This is a genomic window from Brevibacillus centrosporus (assembly GCF_046622605.1).
GTDB lineage: Bacteria > Bacillota > Bacilli > Brevibacillales > Brevibacillaceae > Brevibacillus > Brevibacillus centrosporus.
The window spans coordinates 5,915,365-5,931,497 of sequence record NZ_CP176856.1; the positions used below are offsets into that span (position 1 = coordinate 5,915,365).

Consider the following 16,133-nt stretch of genomic DNA (forward strand, 5'->3'; position numbering starts at 1 on the left):
TGTACAATAGAGGGATAGCCTCGAATCGGGGCTGTCCCTTTTTACGTATTTACACTCGTATTTTTCTACAGAGAACAGAGGAGGAAATGAGAGTGCCGCAAGAAATTTACGGCTTTGTCAGCATTATCGTCACGATCGTATTTATCGGTCTTGCTTGGTGGTCCCTGCAGTCGCTTCGCTTTGAGAAGATCGTGAAGAAGCCAAACAGCGCGCAGGCCAAGCTGTTGCAAATCTTATTGTCAGTCGTGGTAGGGTATGAGATATCTCGCTTCTTCCTCGATTATTTGGGCTGGTCCCTTGCGTTCGGGAACATGTTTCAATAGCAGTCCAAACTTCTAGCCGATTTACTGGTATATCCACCCAGTTTCATGTGCAAAATGAGAAGTACAAAGAGATGCATGTGAACGGGAGAGGGATTGAACATGGGGAAATGGTCTGGGTTCGTTATGCTGGCAATGGTTGTGATCTTGGGGGCTATCTACTGGATGCCTGCACAAGCAAAGGAAGAAAAACCAGTTGCCGCAAAACTGTTGCGTGCTTTGGAAGAATCCGGAGCTGCTGGAGAAACGATTCAGGTGCGTGCACGTACCGCGATGGGACTGGTAGAGAGTCCGGACGAAGTCAAAAGGTTGGCAGAGCGTTGGGCAAAGCAACTAGAGATTCCATTTTCCCATGTCGAAATCTCGCGAAAACACCAGATGATCGTGTATCAGTCCGAAACTCAGAAAGAGGGCGTCCAATTGCGCTATGAGGTGTCAGCCGTTTCCAAAAATGGTTCTTTTGACACATATGTAGTGCTGCACTTGACGGGAAGTCCTCAAACGCTACTATATATGGAAGAGATGCAGGAAACGTTCGCGAAAGCCCTGAAAAAAGCCAACTTTATTCCGCAAATTAGCACTTGTATTCGCGGAATGTACAATGATAAGATGAGTGTTGACCAACAGGAGGGTAGGATTTTGTCGATTTTTCGGACCCTCGAAGCAACAGAGCTCGAACGTTTGCAGGATGAGACGGTTGTGAGCATATCCGGGCATACCCGTATGTGGGAACCGTTCATTGCGTTAAACGGACAAAAAATGAATCTACAGGTGGCAACCCATCGTGACAGCGATGCTGAAAAAACGTGGATCACCGTAGGAACACCAATTATCACAGTGGAATATTAGCACGCGGAGGGGTACACATTGGATAAAATTATTGTCCGCGGTGGTAAGGCATTGTCGGGGAATGTGAAAGTCTCTGGCGCCAAAAATGCCGTGCTCCCTATTATTGCAGCATCTATCCTGGCCGAAGAAGGGACTTGCGTCATCTCAGACGTACCGGCGCTTGACGATGTCAGGACAATATGCGACCTCTTGAAATCGATGGGAATCTCCCTTACATATGATCATGAAGTGCTGACGGTAAATGCTGCCAAGCTAACTAGCGTGGAAGCATCCTATGAACTCGTTCGCAAAATGCGTGCATCCTTCCTGGTAATGGGGCCGCTTTTGGCAAGACAAGGACGAGCTAGAGTCGCTCTTCCAGGTGGTTGTGCCATTGGTACCCGCCCGATCGATCAACACCTGAAAGGGTTTGAGGCTATGGGAGCCAAAATCGAAATCGGACAAGGGTTCATTGAGGCAAGTGTAGAGGGACGATTGAAAGGTGCGAAAATCTACCTGGACATCGCGAGTGTAGGTGCCACGGAAAATATCATGATGGCAGCCGCTTTGGCAGAGGGAACCACCGTGATTGAAAATGCAGCAGAGGAACCGGAGATCGTAGATTTGGCAAACTTCCTGAATCGGATGGGTGCAAAAATCCGCGGTGCCGGTACTGGATCGATTCGTATTGAAGGCGTGGACAAAATGACGGGGTGCACTCATTGCGTGATCCCGGACCGCATTGAAGCGGGGACATTTATGGTAGCGGCAGCGATTACCGGCGGAGACGTGTTTGTAGAAGGGGCGATTTGCGATCACCTCAAATCCGTAACGGCGAAGTTGCGCGAGATGGGTGTCGAGGTGGATGAGCAGGAAAACGGAATTCACGTTCGTCGTACTGGCGCGCTGAAAGCTGTCGACCTGAAAACATTGCCGTATCCGGGCTTCCCAACAGATATGCAATCACAAATGATGGCGCTCTTGCTCGTATCCGAGGGTACTAGCATTGTGACGGAAACTGTTTTTGAGAATCGCTTCATGCATGTGGAAGAATTTCGCCGTATGAATGCCAATATCAAAATCGAAGGCCGTAGTGCAATCGTCGAAGGTGGCTCCAAGCTGACTGGCAGCAAAGTCGCTGCAACGGATCTGCGTGCAGGTGCAGCACTCGTGCTTGCAGGCCTGGTGTCTGATGGGGAAACAGAGGTTTCTGCCCTTCACCACATCGACCGCGGCTATGTGAACTTTACGGAGAAGCTGCTGGCATTGGGCGCTGATGTCGAACGCGTCACTCCGGAAAGCAAGACTCGTGAAGTGAGCGTATCTGAATCCATGAAGGTAAGCTTCTCTCCTAATTTTGCATAGACAAAAAGCGAGACTCTCTGTGAAAGCAGAGGGTCTTTTTTCTTTCTCGCTTCTCTCTCATTCTCGCGTTCTACCGCCTGCGCAAAAGACATAGATATTACAGTGTCTAGCTACAAAGCGAGGAGGATCTGACGCATGAAACGTTACTTACTCCTGTGGTTCATCGTATTGCCGATCTTGCTCGTCGCGATTCCGGCTTCCCTGGTCTACTTCTTTTCACCAACGGCCTCGACGGGAGGGACTGCGGATGTGGCCGTGTCTGTTCCGGACAAACCTGCCAGCACAGGGCCTTCTCTACCGGTGAAAGTTTACCGCACCGAGAAAAAGGTGGTGGAAACGATGCCTCTGGAAACGTACATCGCCGGTGTGGTAGCAGCGGAGATGCCTGCTGAATTTGAACTGGAAGCCTTAAAGGCGCAAGCGATGGCAGCCAGGACTTATATCGTTCGCAGGTTGAACGAAGGCAAACTGGACGATGTGCCAAAGGGAGCCCAGGTACTGGATACCGTACAGCATCAGGTGTATATGGATGATGCACAGCGGCGTGAACGGTGGGGTGACCAGTACGAATGGAAAAATCAACGAATTTTGCAAGCCGTCCGGGAAACAGCAGGTGTCGTATTGACTTACGATGGAAAGCCGATCGACGCGACCTTTTTCTCTACCAGTAACGGCTTTACGGAAAACTCGGGGGAGTACTGGGAACAATCGATTCCGTACTTGAAAAGCGTACCGAGTCCCTGGGACATTCAATCGCCGCGATATGAAGAGACAGTAACGATGTCTACCGCTCAGCTGGAAAAGAGTCTGGGTGTCAAATTGACACAGGAGGCATCCACCAACGGAGCCTGGTTTCAGATCGAGGCAAAAACGACAGGAAACCGGGTTGGCAAAATCAGCATTGGCGGCAAAGAGTTTTCTGGACGGGAATTTCGGGAGAAGCTCAATTTGAATTCTTCTTCCTTTACCTTGGAGCTGCGTGGCGGCCAGGTGTACATTACGACCAAAGGATACGGTCACGGCGTCGGCATGAGTCAATGGGGAGCGAACGGCATGGCGAAAAGCGGAAAGAATGCCGAAGAGATCGTAAAGTACTTTTATCAAGGAATCTCCCTGCAAAACTTTACGAAATTCGTGGCTGTTTAGTTACGTCTCTGCAAATTTTTACTTTTCCCTTCTCTCTCAGGTTTATACGCCAAAATTCTGGCGATACTGAGGGATGAGGTGATGAAAATAATGGAAGATCAAAAAAATCAAAATCAACCGATTCCTTTCAAGAAGGCAAGTGCATGGAAAAAAGTCTTGGGTAAGAAATGGGCATTTCCCGCGATCTACATCGGCACCGCAGCAATCATTCTCGCTTTTGTGATGTGGTATCAGGGCAGCATCATCAGCACCGTCTCCAATTTGACAGACGTTAAGGAAGACGTGGCTGTGACGACTCCCGAAACCCCGGCTGAACAGCCACAAGGCGAAGAAGCGGTACCTGTCGCAGGTACAACGCAACCTTTGGTATGGCCCGTTGGCAAACAAGTGCAGTACGAATTGGGGATGAGCTTCTATGATGAGCAAGCCTCCAAGGACAATCAGCAAAAAGCGTTGGTCAAGTACAACAACTCTTTCTTCCCGCACACAGGTATTGATCTGAAGTCTACGGATGGCAAAAGCTTTGATGTCGTAGCTGCTTTGGCAGGGAAGGTCGTAAAAGTGGAAAACGACCCACTTGTCGGAAAAGTGATCGAGGTGGAACATGCGGATAAAATGGTAACGGTGTATCAAAGCTTGGAAAATGTTGTCGTGAAACCAGGCGATGAAGTGACCCAAGGCCAAGTTATCGGTTCTGCTGGACGCAACGAATACGAAAAGGATTCGGGCGTTCACGTTCACTTTGAAGTTCGCGTCGATAACAAGTCAGTAAATCCGGAGCAATACTTGATTCAAGGTGAACCGGAAGTAAAAAACCAATAATCGGTCATTTTGCCAAACACCTGTGAAGGGCTCTCCTTTCACGGGTGTTTTTTTGCATGAAAAAGGACAATTTTGCCCAATGTGTACAAACTGTTGAAAAAAGATGGGGCCGTGCTGGCTTGTCAGGCTTGGAAACGTAGAATATGTGTCCCTACGCACCCATATATTGTATCAGACAATGTAGATACAAGGAGGCGAGTGACGTGCACGACTACATCAAAGAGCGAACCATCAAAATCGGCCGATATATTGTGGAGACGCGAAATACGGTCCGGATGATCGCCAAAGAGTTCGGTGTTTCGAAAAGTACAGTGCACAAGGACTTGACTGAGCGGCTGCCTGAGATAAATCCAGAGTTGGCAAACCAGGTAAAGGAAATTTTGGAATATCACAAAGCCATCAGACATTTGCGGGGTGGAGAAGCCACGAAAATCAAGTACAAACGGCGCAGTAAAAAGGTTCGAATAGAACAGGAGGAGAGTGTGTAAGAAAGAATTTCCTTGTCCTCTTACGTAGAAGAGCCTATGATATTAGGTAGAAATGTAACTGGTAACAGGGAGGACCTTTCATGTTTGGCAAAGATATCGGGATCGACTTGGGGACAGCCAATGTCTTGGTTTTTGTAAAAGGCAAGGGGATTGTCCTGGATGAACCATCTGTCGTAGCAATTGACAGCAAAACCAGAAAAGTATTGGCTGTGGGCAACGAAGCGCGCCGAATGGTGGGCCGTACCCCAGGGAACATAGTTGCGATCCGACCTTTGCGAGAAGGAGTTATTGCGGATTTTGAAATTACAGAAGCCATGCTGAAACACTTCTTGACCAAGATTGGCGGAAAAAGCATGTTTGCTCGCCCGCGAATCTTGATTTGCTGCCCGACGAATATTACTTCGGTTGAGCAAAAGGCGATTCGAGAAGCGGCTGAACGCAGCGGCGGCGCCAGAGAAGTATACATCGAGGAAGAACCGAAAGTGGCTGCAGTAGGGGCAGGTATGGACATTTTTCAGCCGTCGGGCAATATGGTAGTGGATATCGGTGGAGGTACAACCGATGTCGCTGTCCTGTCGATGGGCGACATTGTCACTTCATCCTCCATCAAAATAGCAGGCGATACATTTGATGTGGCTATTATGCGGTACATAAAAAATAAATATAAGTTGCTGATTGGAGAACGCACGGCTGAAGACATCAAGGTTCAGATTGGGACCGTTTCCGATACGCGCCAGGACGAAATGGACATTCGAGGGAGAGATATGGTGAGCGGGCTGCCACAGACGATTACGATTCGCTCGAACGAAGTCCAAGAAGCCCTGGCCGAGTCGGTTAGTGCGATTGTACAAGCCTCAAAATCTGTTTTAGAACGAACACCTCCGGAACTTTCTGCCGATATAATTGATAAGGGTGTTTTCTTGACCGGTGGCGGCGCATTATTGCACGGTATCGACCAGATTCTGGCGGACGAATTGAAGGTCCCTGTACTGGTTGCGGACGAGCCGATGATGTGTGTAGCCAAAGGAACAGGAATGATGCTGGACTACCTGGACAAAGTACCAGCGCACCGGAATAAGAAATTATTCAGGGGGTAAGATTACGTGATCAGAGGCTTGTATACGTCTGCATCAGGCATGTTGGCCTTGCAGAACAGGCAGGAATCGCTGGCGAACAATCTGGCTAACGTCAACACTCCAGGGTTCAAACAGGACATGGGTGTGATGCGTGCTTTTCCAGAACAATTGATTTCCCGTATTCGCGACCAGGAAGGTCCTGATATTGCCGGCTATCCCAATTTGGATGGACAGGCTGCCGTTATCGGACGTCTAAACTCCGGTGTTTACATGTCGGAGGCTCTTCCTCTGTTCAAGCAGGGGGATATCACTGAGACGCGGAATCCTTTTGACGTAGCATTGCTGGACAACCTCCAGCCAGATCAGGACGGAAACGAGCGGAGACTGTTTTACAGCGTAGCGAAGCTGGAGGATGCGGCACAGCCTGCACAGCCAGAGGATGTGCGCTATACGCGAAACGGTAACTGGAATGTGAATTCGGATGGGTATCTCGTCACGGCAGATGGCTACTATGTATTGGATAACGATCGTCAGGCCATTCGGGTGAACGACCCTGTGACTGGTCTGAATATTGGACAAGGACTGAAGATTAGCCGTTTGGGCGAGCTGCAGTACGAAGATCCCGTAACCCATGATCTGGTAACGATGCCGAATAACTTAAGACTGGGGCTTAATGTGGTAACAGACCCGCAAAAGCTCGTTCGGGAAGGCACCAACATTTTCCGATACGAAGGTGACGGAGGAGTCGAGGCGCTGGACGAAGCCGAAGCAAATGATCAGGCGGCGATTGCGGCCGGACAGTACACCGTTCCAACTATCGCTGGACGATATGGAACACAGCAAGGCTGGGTTGAACGGGCAAACGTCGATCCGATGCAGACGGTTACAAGCATGATGAGCGCATTGCGCGCCTACGAAGCAAACCAGCGTGTCATCACGACCATTGACGGCACCATGGAAAAAGCGGCGAACGAAATCGGCCGGGTAAACGGGTAATAGGAGGTAGCACAGATGCAGTCGCTTAACATTTCTACTGCCGCTATGCGCGGGATCCAGCAAGCACTGGACAATACGTCGAACAACCTGTCGAATCTCGATACGGTTGGGTACAAGCGTCGGGTGGCTTCCTTTTCTGAGCTGCTCTCCGACTCGATGAACGAGCAGCCCAAAGTCGATGAAGGAAACCGCAATTCGCCGCCTGGCTTGCGCGTAGGCAGCGGGGCACGCCTGGGAATGATCAAGCTGGACATGGGTCAAGGAAACATGAAACAGACCGATGTGCCGACAGACTTGATGATTGAGGGCGACGGATATTTCCTCGTTACGAAAAAGATCAAGGATGCTACGGGAGCAATCATTGAGGAACAAAATCGTTTTACACGTGACGGCTCCTTTAAAATTCAATACAATGACGATGAGGGAGGCTATGTCCTTCACACAGCCTCTGGATATACGTTGACGGACAATAGCGGCATTCCGATTGTTTTGCCGGAGCCAGTACGCGATATTCAGATCTCCAAGGATGGGATGCTGACTGCGGATGGTACCGAGTATGCGCCGATCGGTCTGTGGAAAGTGGACAACCCTGATCAACTGCAGGCATTAGGCGGAAATTTGTATGACGCAGAACTGGCGTCTGGGGCTGCGCCTGACAGCAAATATGTGAATGCCATCGATGAAGGGATCGCGACTCTTCGCCAAGGTGCTTTGGAGACATCCAATGTAAATATGGTGGAAGAAATGTCTCAGCTGGTGAACATTCAGCGTGCGTATCAGCTGAATTCTCGCGCGATTGGCATTAGCGATCAGATGATGGGAATTGCCAACTCCATTCGAAGCAGATAATAACTTACTGATGATGACGGGAGAGAGGAGCATGGATCGAGGAAAGGGACAACCATTCCCGCGTGAAGCCCAGGAGATCAAGACCAAAGAACGCGTACGAAGAGGCAAGAACTGGCCCATAGTCCTGATCAAGATCGTGATGGTTCCGCTGCTGCTGTTCCTCTCACTGATCGTCGGTTTGATGATCGGCTACGGCGTCGTAGGGCACGAGCCAGCTTCTGAAGTGTTTGATCTCGGTACATACAAGCATATGTGGGACTTGCTGTTTGCCGGTACGTAATGAACGTGTCATAGAAGAGCGCGTGGCTGAACCGAATGGTTTGGGCACGCGTTTTTTGCGGGGACTTGTTGGGGCGATTGTCCACAGAGTATAATAGATCGAGTGGTTGAAAAAGGAAGTGACGATCTGACTACGGAGGGATATCCGTGAATCTTCCTAATTTGCTTACGGTCTTTCGCATTGTTCTCATCCCCTTGTACCTGTACGTCTTTTTTTCCGAAGCACCGTATCATGTAGAGATTGCTTTGGGTATCCTGATTTTGGCGGGGTTAACAGACATTTTGGATGGGTACATTGCGAGGAAGCATAAGCTGGTGACCACGTTCGGGATCATGATGGATCCTCTTGCGGATAAATTAATGATGATGGCAGTGATTGCATCGTTGTTTTTGACCGAGCGCATCAGTCTGTGGGCCGCCTTGTTTTTCTTTGCGCGGGACATCGCGATGATCGTAACAGGAGCCGTGTATCACCTGCGGGGCAAAAAGACGGTACCAGCCAATACATATGGCAAGCTGACCACGGTATTATTTTACCTAGTATTCCCTTTGGTGATGTTTCGTTATGAATACAGCGAAGCCATTCTATGGTCTGTCATTGCGTTTTCGTTTATCACGAGCGCGATCTATCTGGGAAAGTTTCGTTTGTTGAACCGGTCGTAATGATGGGGAAAAAGAGCACTTCCCGCTTTGGGAAGCGCTCCTTTATCTTAACCCCTGCCCCGCTTGAACGGAGTTGGGTGTTGTTTATAGTCTCACTTCGCAGACGGGTCTTCATGCATGGACAAGTCTAGTTAAGAATGGAAATGGAGCGGTGTAATATGGAAATCAAAGCGCCTCTAGATATTGTACAGATTCAGCAAATCATTCCTCATCGGTATCCGTTTTTGCTGGTGGACAAGATCGTAGAGCTGGAGCAAGGCAAAAAAGCAATCGGTGTGAAAAATGTAACGATCAACGAGCCGTTTTTTCAAGGTCACTTTCCTGGGTATCCCGTCATGCCTGGCGTCCTAATTGTGGAAGCTTTGGCCCAAGTCGGCGCAGTAGCTATGCTGAGCGTAGAGGAACATCAAGGAAAAATCGGACTGTTCGCTGGGATCGATGAGTTCCGCTTCAAGGACCAAGTAAAGCCCGGTGATACGCTAACGCTGGAGGTTGAGTTGACCCGGGTGCGCGGTACGGTAGGAAAAGGATATGGGAAAGCATTGGTAAATGGCAAGGTAGTAGCTGAGGGTGGACTGATGTTCGCACTGACTGCAGGAGCAGGGGCACATTCATGATCTTATTGAATGTGCCTTTCTTTTCAGGTAAAATGGCTAGTGGGCAACTTATACATTGAAGGTGAAACCATTGACCAAACAGGTCGCAAGTATATTAGGTGTACCGTTTTCTACACGAGGCTTTCGCGAAAGCGTGGACTACATGGTCGACAGGATCGAGGGCGGAAAACAGACACATGTCGTTACCGCCAACCCGGAAATCGTCATGCTGGCGAGAGAACACCGGGGATTTCGTGCTATTGTGGAACAAGCCTATGTCGTTCCAGATGGCATTGGTATCGTGTACGCCGCCAAATGGACGAATCAACCCATTTATGAGCGCGTTACGGGAGTCGAGCTGCTGGAGGCTTTGATGGCCGAAGCGGATCGGCGCCGTTGGAGTGTATATTTGTTGGGAGCGCACCCGGAGGTCATCAGTTTGGCTGCACAAAAGCTGGCTGAGCGCTATCCGAGCGCGCGCGTCGTCGGGTATCGGGACGGATATTTCCGACAAGACGAAGAAGAACAAATCGTGCAAGATATCGCGGAGAAAAAGCCCCACCTCTTGTTTGTGGCGTTGGGGGCGCCGAGACAGGATGAATGGATGGTCAAGTATCGCGATCAGTTGAATGCTTCCCTGATGATGGGAGTGGGCGGCAGCTTTGACGTCATTTCCGGGAAAGTAAAGCGTGCCCCTGCTATCTGGCAGAAACTGCATCTGGAATGGTTTTATCGCCTGGCATCCCAGCCTTCCCGCTGGAAGCGCCAGCTCGCTATTCCGCGGTTTGTCCTGACAGTCTTGAGAGAAAAATGGAGTGGCCGCTCCTAGATGCACCCGTAGAGAGGAGAACAGTCGATGTCTACATTGATCTTCGGATTACTGACTTCGCTGATCGTATCATTTATCGCAACACCCTATGTCATGAAGCTCGCTATCAAGGTAGGGGCAGTAGATGCACCGAATCAACGCAAGGTACATACGCGGATCATGCCGCGAATGGGCGGTCTCGCTATTTACCTGGGTTATCTGGTTGCGTTCTTCTTGTTTGTACCATACTCGAGCATGGGGGAAATGCTGGGGATTTTCATCGGTAGTACGATTGTGATGATTGTGGGGATGCTGGATGACAAATACCAGCTCTCGCCAAAGTGGAAGCTGCTCGGCCAATTGGTGGCCACAGCGATTGTCGTCATTCCGTTTGGTTTGAAAATTGGTGTCGTCAATCTGCCGTATACCGGGAGCATTGACTTCAGCAGCGGATGGCTCTTCTGGCTTGCGATCCCGATCACGATGTTCTGGATCGTCGGGGTGACCAACGCTGTCAATCTGATTGACGGTTTGGACGGTCTGTCCGCAGGCGTTTCAGCGATTGCTACGGCAACGATGGCAATCATGGCCCTGCTCATGGGCGATCACAAAGTCGCGATCTACTGTTTTGTGCTCCTCGGAGCCATTCTTGGTTTTCTGTATTTCAACTTTCATCCGGCCCGCTTGTTCATGGGCGATACCGGTTCACTCTTTTTAGGCTTCAATATGGCTGCCCTGTCGATCATGGGCTTTAAAGAAGCACTTTTCGTTTCTTTCATCATCCCGATTGTCGTACTGGGCGTTCCGCTCTGGGACACGTTCTTTGCCATCGTGCGCCGCATTGTGAACAAAAAGCCGATTTCCAGCCCGGATAAAGGGCATCTGCATCACTGCCTGCTGAACATGGGCCTGTCCCACCGCAGCACGGTGATAACGATCTACTCGATCAGCATCTTCTTCGGAACGATGGCGATCCTGCTTACAAAGACCACCAAGTGGACAACCATCATCGTCATGGTAGCCCTGCTCATCGTCACACATCTGGCGACCGAGATTGTCGGCCTGGTAAGCCGCCGCCACCGCCCGCTGATTAACGCGTATCGCCGCTTTCGCTTGAAGCAGGCGGAGCAGCAGAGAAGAACACAATAGGTTGGAATGGTTGACGAAGAGCTCCTGCAGATGCAGGGGCTTTTTTTTCGCCATTATTTAGGGGGAAACCCTTAAGTACAAGCGATGTTTTTCCGATAAAGTAAGGGAGAAGTATGAGTCCGGGCTTATATCAAAAACGGGCTGTAGCATGAGTATCAGAAAATATGGAGAGGTGAAAATATGAAGAAGCCATATCAACAATTTCGTCGTTGGTTTGCCATGTGCCTGACGATGATGATGCTTGTCACTGGTGTGTTGCCGGCGGTTCCTGCGTTTGCGGCGTTGGGGTCGAATTGGGCGAGTGCTACAACACCGGCGAGTTATGTTATCAGTGGCACAGGAACTACGTTCGCTGACCCAATTAAGACAAAGACTCGACTAATATCAGGGGTTACGATGGTACACAATGCCAACAAAAATGGCCTTGGTATCGATGTTGTGGTGGATGGAACAACCGTTGTAAACGCACAGACTTTCAGCGGTCAAACGGTTACACTGCCTGACTTTTATTTAAATGGCAGCGGTGGAGTGACTAAAGTAACCGTTAAACCAAAAACAACGACCGACCCAACGAATGATACAGCAGAGATCTACTATCAATATGTACCAAGTACTGCTACGCCTGGAACGGGTCAATTGAAGTTCCAAAACACTGGGCAGGGTGAATATGCGACAGATCCTATCCCAGTTACTAGTCGTACGGTTACGGGAATTAAATATGACTACTCGGTTCCAACGTCTATAGACAAAACGCAAGCAGTAGAAGTGAGGGTAAATGGAACGACAGTTCGAACCGTATATGGAGCAGGTGGAACATCGAACCCTCTGCCTGATCTGGACCTTTCTCCTGGTTTGAATGCGATTCAATTGTACGCTTCCAATACCGGAGAAAGTGACGTTATCTACTACGAGTACAATTCTACAAATAGCCCCATTACTATTACGAACTTTTCGGGTGGAACCACAGCCTATAGTCCAGTTGTCTACGGTGATTCGAAAATTACCTTGATCGGTACGTTTGGCAGTGGTGTTTCGGGAACGAACCTACGCATTAAAATCATTACGAACAATGGACAGACTGTACAGGATTTAAGCAATACAGCACCACAAATTAATGGAAGTACCTTCACCTTTACCGAAATTGGCCTGAAGCCTGGCCTGAACCAAATCGCCTTCTATGAAAAAGTGGGTAATGTAACGAAAGAACATTATCAATTTTATGTTCAGTACAACAATACTCCACTTGTAAGCGATCTGAAGATTAACGATACACCACTTAATGATCCAAATGTAACATCCAATCCTACCTATATTACAGTTCCGTCCGTTAATCGACTGACACTGAATATGGACGGGAAAGCACTAAACGCAGATACTGTTGAAGTGAAAAACCTGCGCACAGGTGATACGGTAAAGACATCCGTAAACCGTACTGGCTCCTTCGGTTTGAACATCCCATCTCTATTGGGAGAAAATACACTGGAAATCCGCGTGTTCAACCAGGATAAAGAAGTCGGTACTTTCGTTCGCAAGCTTCTGGTAGCCACTACTTCTGCTGGAAATGCGGATCAGTTTTATAAAGCGTTTTTAAATGGGGTAGCACTTGTTCCTGATCAACAAGTTATTATTCAAGGTGCAGCATCCTCACCGGCAATGAATCTGACGGGTACAGCACTCTTGCGCTTTGTTGACATTACCGGTCAGCAAGTATTCGACCAATTTAAGCTGACCATTACGGATAACGCAGGAACTTCTATTCCGCCCATTCAACTAACAACGTCCAACTTTACACCTATCGGAAACCCACAAAGTGGTTTTACAGAATACTCGATTACAGCACCAATACCTGCTGGGACTCTTGTAGACGGTAGAAACTATAAAGCAAGTCTGAGCTATCAGTACTATGAAAAAGGCTCAACGGGCTTGGTTGATTCACCTTCGGGCTGGATTACAATCAACAATTACGAGTATCAATTCAAGTATCTGGACAACACGAAGCCAATCATTGAAACAGTCACCAATGTATCGACTTCTCAAATTCTTTCCCCAATTAGTGCAAATACGATTGTGACTTCACCGCTGGATTTGGCCATTAAGACACAAAACATTGCTTCAGCAGTAAATCTGGATATTCTTTATAATGGAAATTCGCTAGATCCTGCGACAGATTATACGCTGACTGGTTCAGGCAATAGCTATACTCTGAAGTTAAAAAAACTCCCGCAAGGTTTAGGAAAGCTGACCATTTCTTATACAGGAACACCTGCTACAACTGCTGACTACACCCTGGATGTACGGATTACGCCCTACGCGCAAGTTACCTATGTAGATTCCACAGGGCAGGTCCGCAGCTTTGAGGATGGTTACCAAATCAAGAGCGACAATGACATTCAAAACCTGGATGTTCGCGTGTACAACTATGTGTTGAAAGCATCCAATGTCAAGGTTTCCTTGAACAATGTAGATCTTTCAATCGATCCATCCGATATTGATACTAGCAAAGGTACATTACGTATCCTGAAAGGCAAACTGAACTACAAAAAAGGAAACAACGTATTGAAGGTGTTACTAACAGACGATCCACAAACCGTCTTCACCTACAACGTTTCCTACAATACCTCCAAGACTCCATCCGTCGAGGACGTAAAACTGGAGATCAACTCCAACGGCGATACAGAAGAATTGACGAAAAAAGCGACAGATTCTTCGTACCGCACAGGCGCAAATTTCTTGAGCAAGCTTAGCTTTACCGTAAACGATGCGACGCATGTGTACATCGAGAAAAACGGAAAACGGATTAACGACTTCCGTTATAAGAGCGGAGACTGGGATCAGGATACAACCAATCAAGAGTATGTGAATGCTCGATTGGATGCAGCTCTGAACAACGATCTGGAAGAAATTTATGATGACCGTAACATCGATTCCATCTCTCGTTCCCGCTTTGAAGGGAAAATGAGTTCGAGCCAATACGGTGACCTGGTAGAAGAAATCCAGGATGCAGTCACCGATGCAACTGAACAAGAGCAAAAGCTCGGTCTGTTCCCACTGACCTTGAAAAAAGGCGGAACGACGGTCTACACGATCGTAGCAGAGGATGACAACGGTACCGTCATTCGTTACGACATCAACATTGAACAAAATTACTCCAGCTGGGAAGTTCTTTCCCCAGTGAAAGCAAAAGAAACTGATCAATACATCATCGTAAACAGCAATAGTGCAGTCGTAAAAGTGTTTGCGGAAAATGCAAACAAAGTTCTATTCGGCAAAACAGAAGCGAAAGTCACGAACACAACAAATCGCGACTTCTACTATGATGATGATTTGGGTAAAACAGTCCCAGAAACTTATTATGTGTTTACATCTACGGTAACATTGAAAAAAGGACTGAATACTGTAAAGTTCTCCGTCGTAGTAGGTGACAGTACCTACAACGACCAGATTCAAATTTACAATGCCAACTCCACGGTTAACGGTGCGGAATACCGTGAAGTATTAGGCAAGAAAGTATCGTTCAGCGTATTTGAAAAGCAGCTTGAGCTGAAATTCCCAGCTGGAACGGTGCTGCTCTCTCCAGATGACAACCGCGCGGGTCAAGAAGTAAAAGATCCAAATGGTGACATCTTCGTAGATGTACCGCTTTACTTCGGTATCGCAGACCGAACGACTGGACAAGTCAACATCGCAGATGATGATTTGGAAGACAGATTAGTTCTCGAGTCCAACTTTAACTACGCAAGCCCACTGTACTACGTGGATGCAGGGGATACAGAAGCGCCAGGTGGACGTGACCCGTATTACGATGAAGGTGACGCTGAGGACTTTAAGAGCCGTTGGGAAGATAACCTGGTTCCTAGCCGCCGCGGTACACTCACGATCAAATACGATCCATCCATTGTGAATGCGGCCAACAACATTTTGACGATCTACTACCACAACGGTGACGAATGGAGAAACATCGGCGGGGTAGTCAATACAGGCAGCAAAACGGTACAAGTGCCATTCGCAGGCTTCGGCTTCTACATGGTCATGAAAACGAGAGAAACATATGATGACGTAGTTAACCACGATTATGCTCGTGATGCGATTGAAACTCTGTACGCGAAAGGTGTAATGCCGGCATACAGCGGCAGCTCCTTTGGTGCAAACCGTGATATGTCCCGCGGTGAATTCGCGACGATGCTCGTAAAGGCATTAGCATTGCCAATCAATGCTGGTCCATATCGCGATAGCAACGAGCGAGATCCGTTAGAGCCAACATTTACAGACGTGCGTCCAAACCGAGATCAATGGGATTACGAATACAAGTACATCGAGACAGCAGCCCGTGCTGGTATCATTCGCGGTAAGCAGCCTGGCTACTTCCGTCCAGATGATTCACTGTCTCGTGAAGAAGCTGCAATCATGATTGCTCGCGCCATGAACTTGAAGCTGGGCACACTCGAAGCTTCCAAGCTGTCCTTAAACAAAATGTTTACGGATGCAAAAGACGTAGGCTACTATGCAGCGCCTTCCGTCCTGGTCGTTGCCAAGGCGAAGCTGATGAATGGATCGGCTAATGATCCAACGGCGAAAAAGCCAACGTACAGTTTTAAACCAACGAATCCCCTGACACGAGCAGAAATGGCAGTCATTACAGTCCGCGTCATGGTTCAACTGAAAAAGCTCCCGAAACAGTAAAACAGGAACGCGTAACAATCCGACTATATAATAGAAGAAAAGCTGAAGAGGTCATCTGCCTCTTCAGC

General features: G+C 48.5%; 15 protein-coding genes. All 15 read left to right on the forward strand.

The genetic code is table 11. The features are described 5' to 3' along the window. Window positions 1-86: 86 nt before the first annotated feature. The 15 genes from ACLIN2_RS29490 (at window position 87) to ACLIN2_RS29560 (ending at window position 16,065) form a co-directional block, all read left to right on the forward strand. The gene (locus tag ACLIN2_RS29490; protein ID WP_411502915.1) at window positions 87-323 is read left to right on the forward strand and encodes a DUF1146 family protein; all 237 of its coding nucleotides are present in this window, start codon (window positions 87-89) and stop codon (window positions 321-323) included. Between the two features lie 99 nt (window positions 324-422). After that, window positions 423-1,169 carry a YwmB family TATA-box binding protein gene (locus ACLIN2_RS29495; protein ID WP_092268253.1) on the forward strand — a complete coding sequence of 249 codons (747 nt, stop codon included), beginning with the start codon at window positions 423-425 and terminating at the stop codon, window positions 1,167-1,169. An 18-nt stretch (window positions 1,170-1,187) separates the two neighbouring features. After that, window positions 1,188-2,513, forward strand: coding sequence for a UDP-N-acetylglucosamine 1-carboxyvinyltransferase (gene murA, locus ACLIN2_RS29500; RefSeq protein ID WP_411502916.1), 1,326 nt, complete (start codon window positions 1,188-1,190; stop codon window positions 2,511-2,513). 135 nt (window positions 2,514-2,648) lie between these two features. Then, complete coding sequence (gene spoIID, locus ACLIN2_RS29505) at window positions 2,649-3,659, forward strand: stage II sporulation protein D (protein ID WP_092268251.1); 1,011 nt, start codon at window positions 2,649-2,651, stop codon at window positions 3,657-3,659. Window positions 3,660-3,749: 90 nt separating this feature from the next. After that, the gene (locus tag ACLIN2_RS29510) at window positions 3,750-4,481 is read left to right on the forward strand and encodes a peptidoglycan DD-metalloendopeptidase family protein (RefSeq protein WP_411502917.1); all 732 of its coding nucleotides are present in this window, start codon (window positions 3,750-3,752) and stop codon (window positions 4,479-4,481) included. 203 nt (window positions 4,482-4,684) lie between these two features. After that, window positions 4,685-4,969 (forward strand): sporulation transcriptional regulator SpoIIID, encoded by a 285-nt coding sequence (gene spoIIID / locus ACLIN2_RS29515; RefSeq protein WP_055745664.1) that lies wholly within the window; start codon window positions 4,685-4,687, stop codon window positions 4,967-4,969. A gap of 80 nt (window positions 4,970-5,049) precedes the next feature. After that, window positions 5,050-6,066: a rod shape-determining protein gene (locus tag ACLIN2_RS29520; protein ID WP_122926912.1), complete on the forward strand. Its 1,017-nt coding sequence runs from the start codon at window positions 5,050-5,052 to the stop codon at window positions 6,064-6,066. Window positions 6,067-6,072: 6 nt separating this feature from the next. Next, window positions 6,073-7,041 (forward strand): flagellar hook-basal body protein, encoded by a 969-nt coding sequence (locus tag ACLIN2_RS29525; RefSeq protein ID WP_411502918.1) that lies wholly within the window; start codon window positions 6,073-6,075, stop codon window positions 7,039-7,041. Between the two features lie 15 nt (window positions 7,042-7,056). Next, on the forward strand, window positions 7,057-7,890 hold the full coding sequence (locus tag ACLIN2_RS29530) for a flagellar hook-basal body protein (protein ID WP_411502919.1): 834 nt from the start codon (window positions 7,057-7,059) through the stop codon (window positions 7,888-7,890). Window positions 7,891-7,921: 31 nt separating this feature from the next. Continuing rightward, the gene (locus ACLIN2_RS29535) at window positions 7,922-8,170 is read left to right on the forward strand and encodes a DNA-directed RNA polymerase subunit beta (protein ID WP_092268246.1); all 249 of its coding nucleotides are present in this window, start codon (window positions 7,922-7,924) and stop codon (window positions 8,168-8,170) included. Between the two features lie 140 nt (window positions 8,171-8,310). After that, window positions 8,311-8,832, forward strand: coding sequence for a CDP-alcohol phosphatidyltransferase family protein (locus ACLIN2_RS29540; RefSeq protein ID WP_092268245.1), 522 nt, complete (start codon window positions 8,311-8,313; stop codon window positions 8,830-8,832). A 158-nt stretch (window positions 8,833-8,990) separates the two neighbouring features. Beyond that, complete coding sequence (gene fabZ, locus ACLIN2_RS29545) at window positions 8,991-9,449, forward strand: 3-hydroxyacyl-ACP dehydratase FabZ (RefSeq protein ID WP_092268244.1); 459 nt, start codon at window positions 8,991-8,993, stop codon at window positions 9,447-9,449. Between the two features lie 70 nt (window positions 9,450-9,519). After that, window positions 9,520-10,257 (forward strand): WecB/TagA/CpsF family glycosyltransferase, encoded by a 738-nt coding sequence (locus ACLIN2_RS29550; protein ID WP_411502920.1) that lies wholly within the window; start codon window positions 9,520-9,522, stop codon window positions 10,255-10,257. A gap of 27 nt (window positions 10,258-10,284) precedes the next feature. Beyond that, window positions 10,285-11,385, forward strand: a complete 1,101-nt coding sequence (locus ACLIN2_RS29555) for a glycosyltransferase family 4 protein (protein WP_092268242.1) — start codon at window positions 10,285-10,287, stop codon at window positions 11,383-11,385. 180 nt (window positions 11,386-11,565) lie between these two features. Next, window positions 11,566-16,065: an S-layer homology domain-containing protein gene (locus ACLIN2_RS29560; protein WP_411502921.1), complete on the forward strand. Its 4,500-nt coding sequence runs from the start codon at window positions 11,566-11,568 to the stop codon at window positions 16,063-16,065. Window positions 16,066-16,133: the final 68 nt, after the last annotated feature.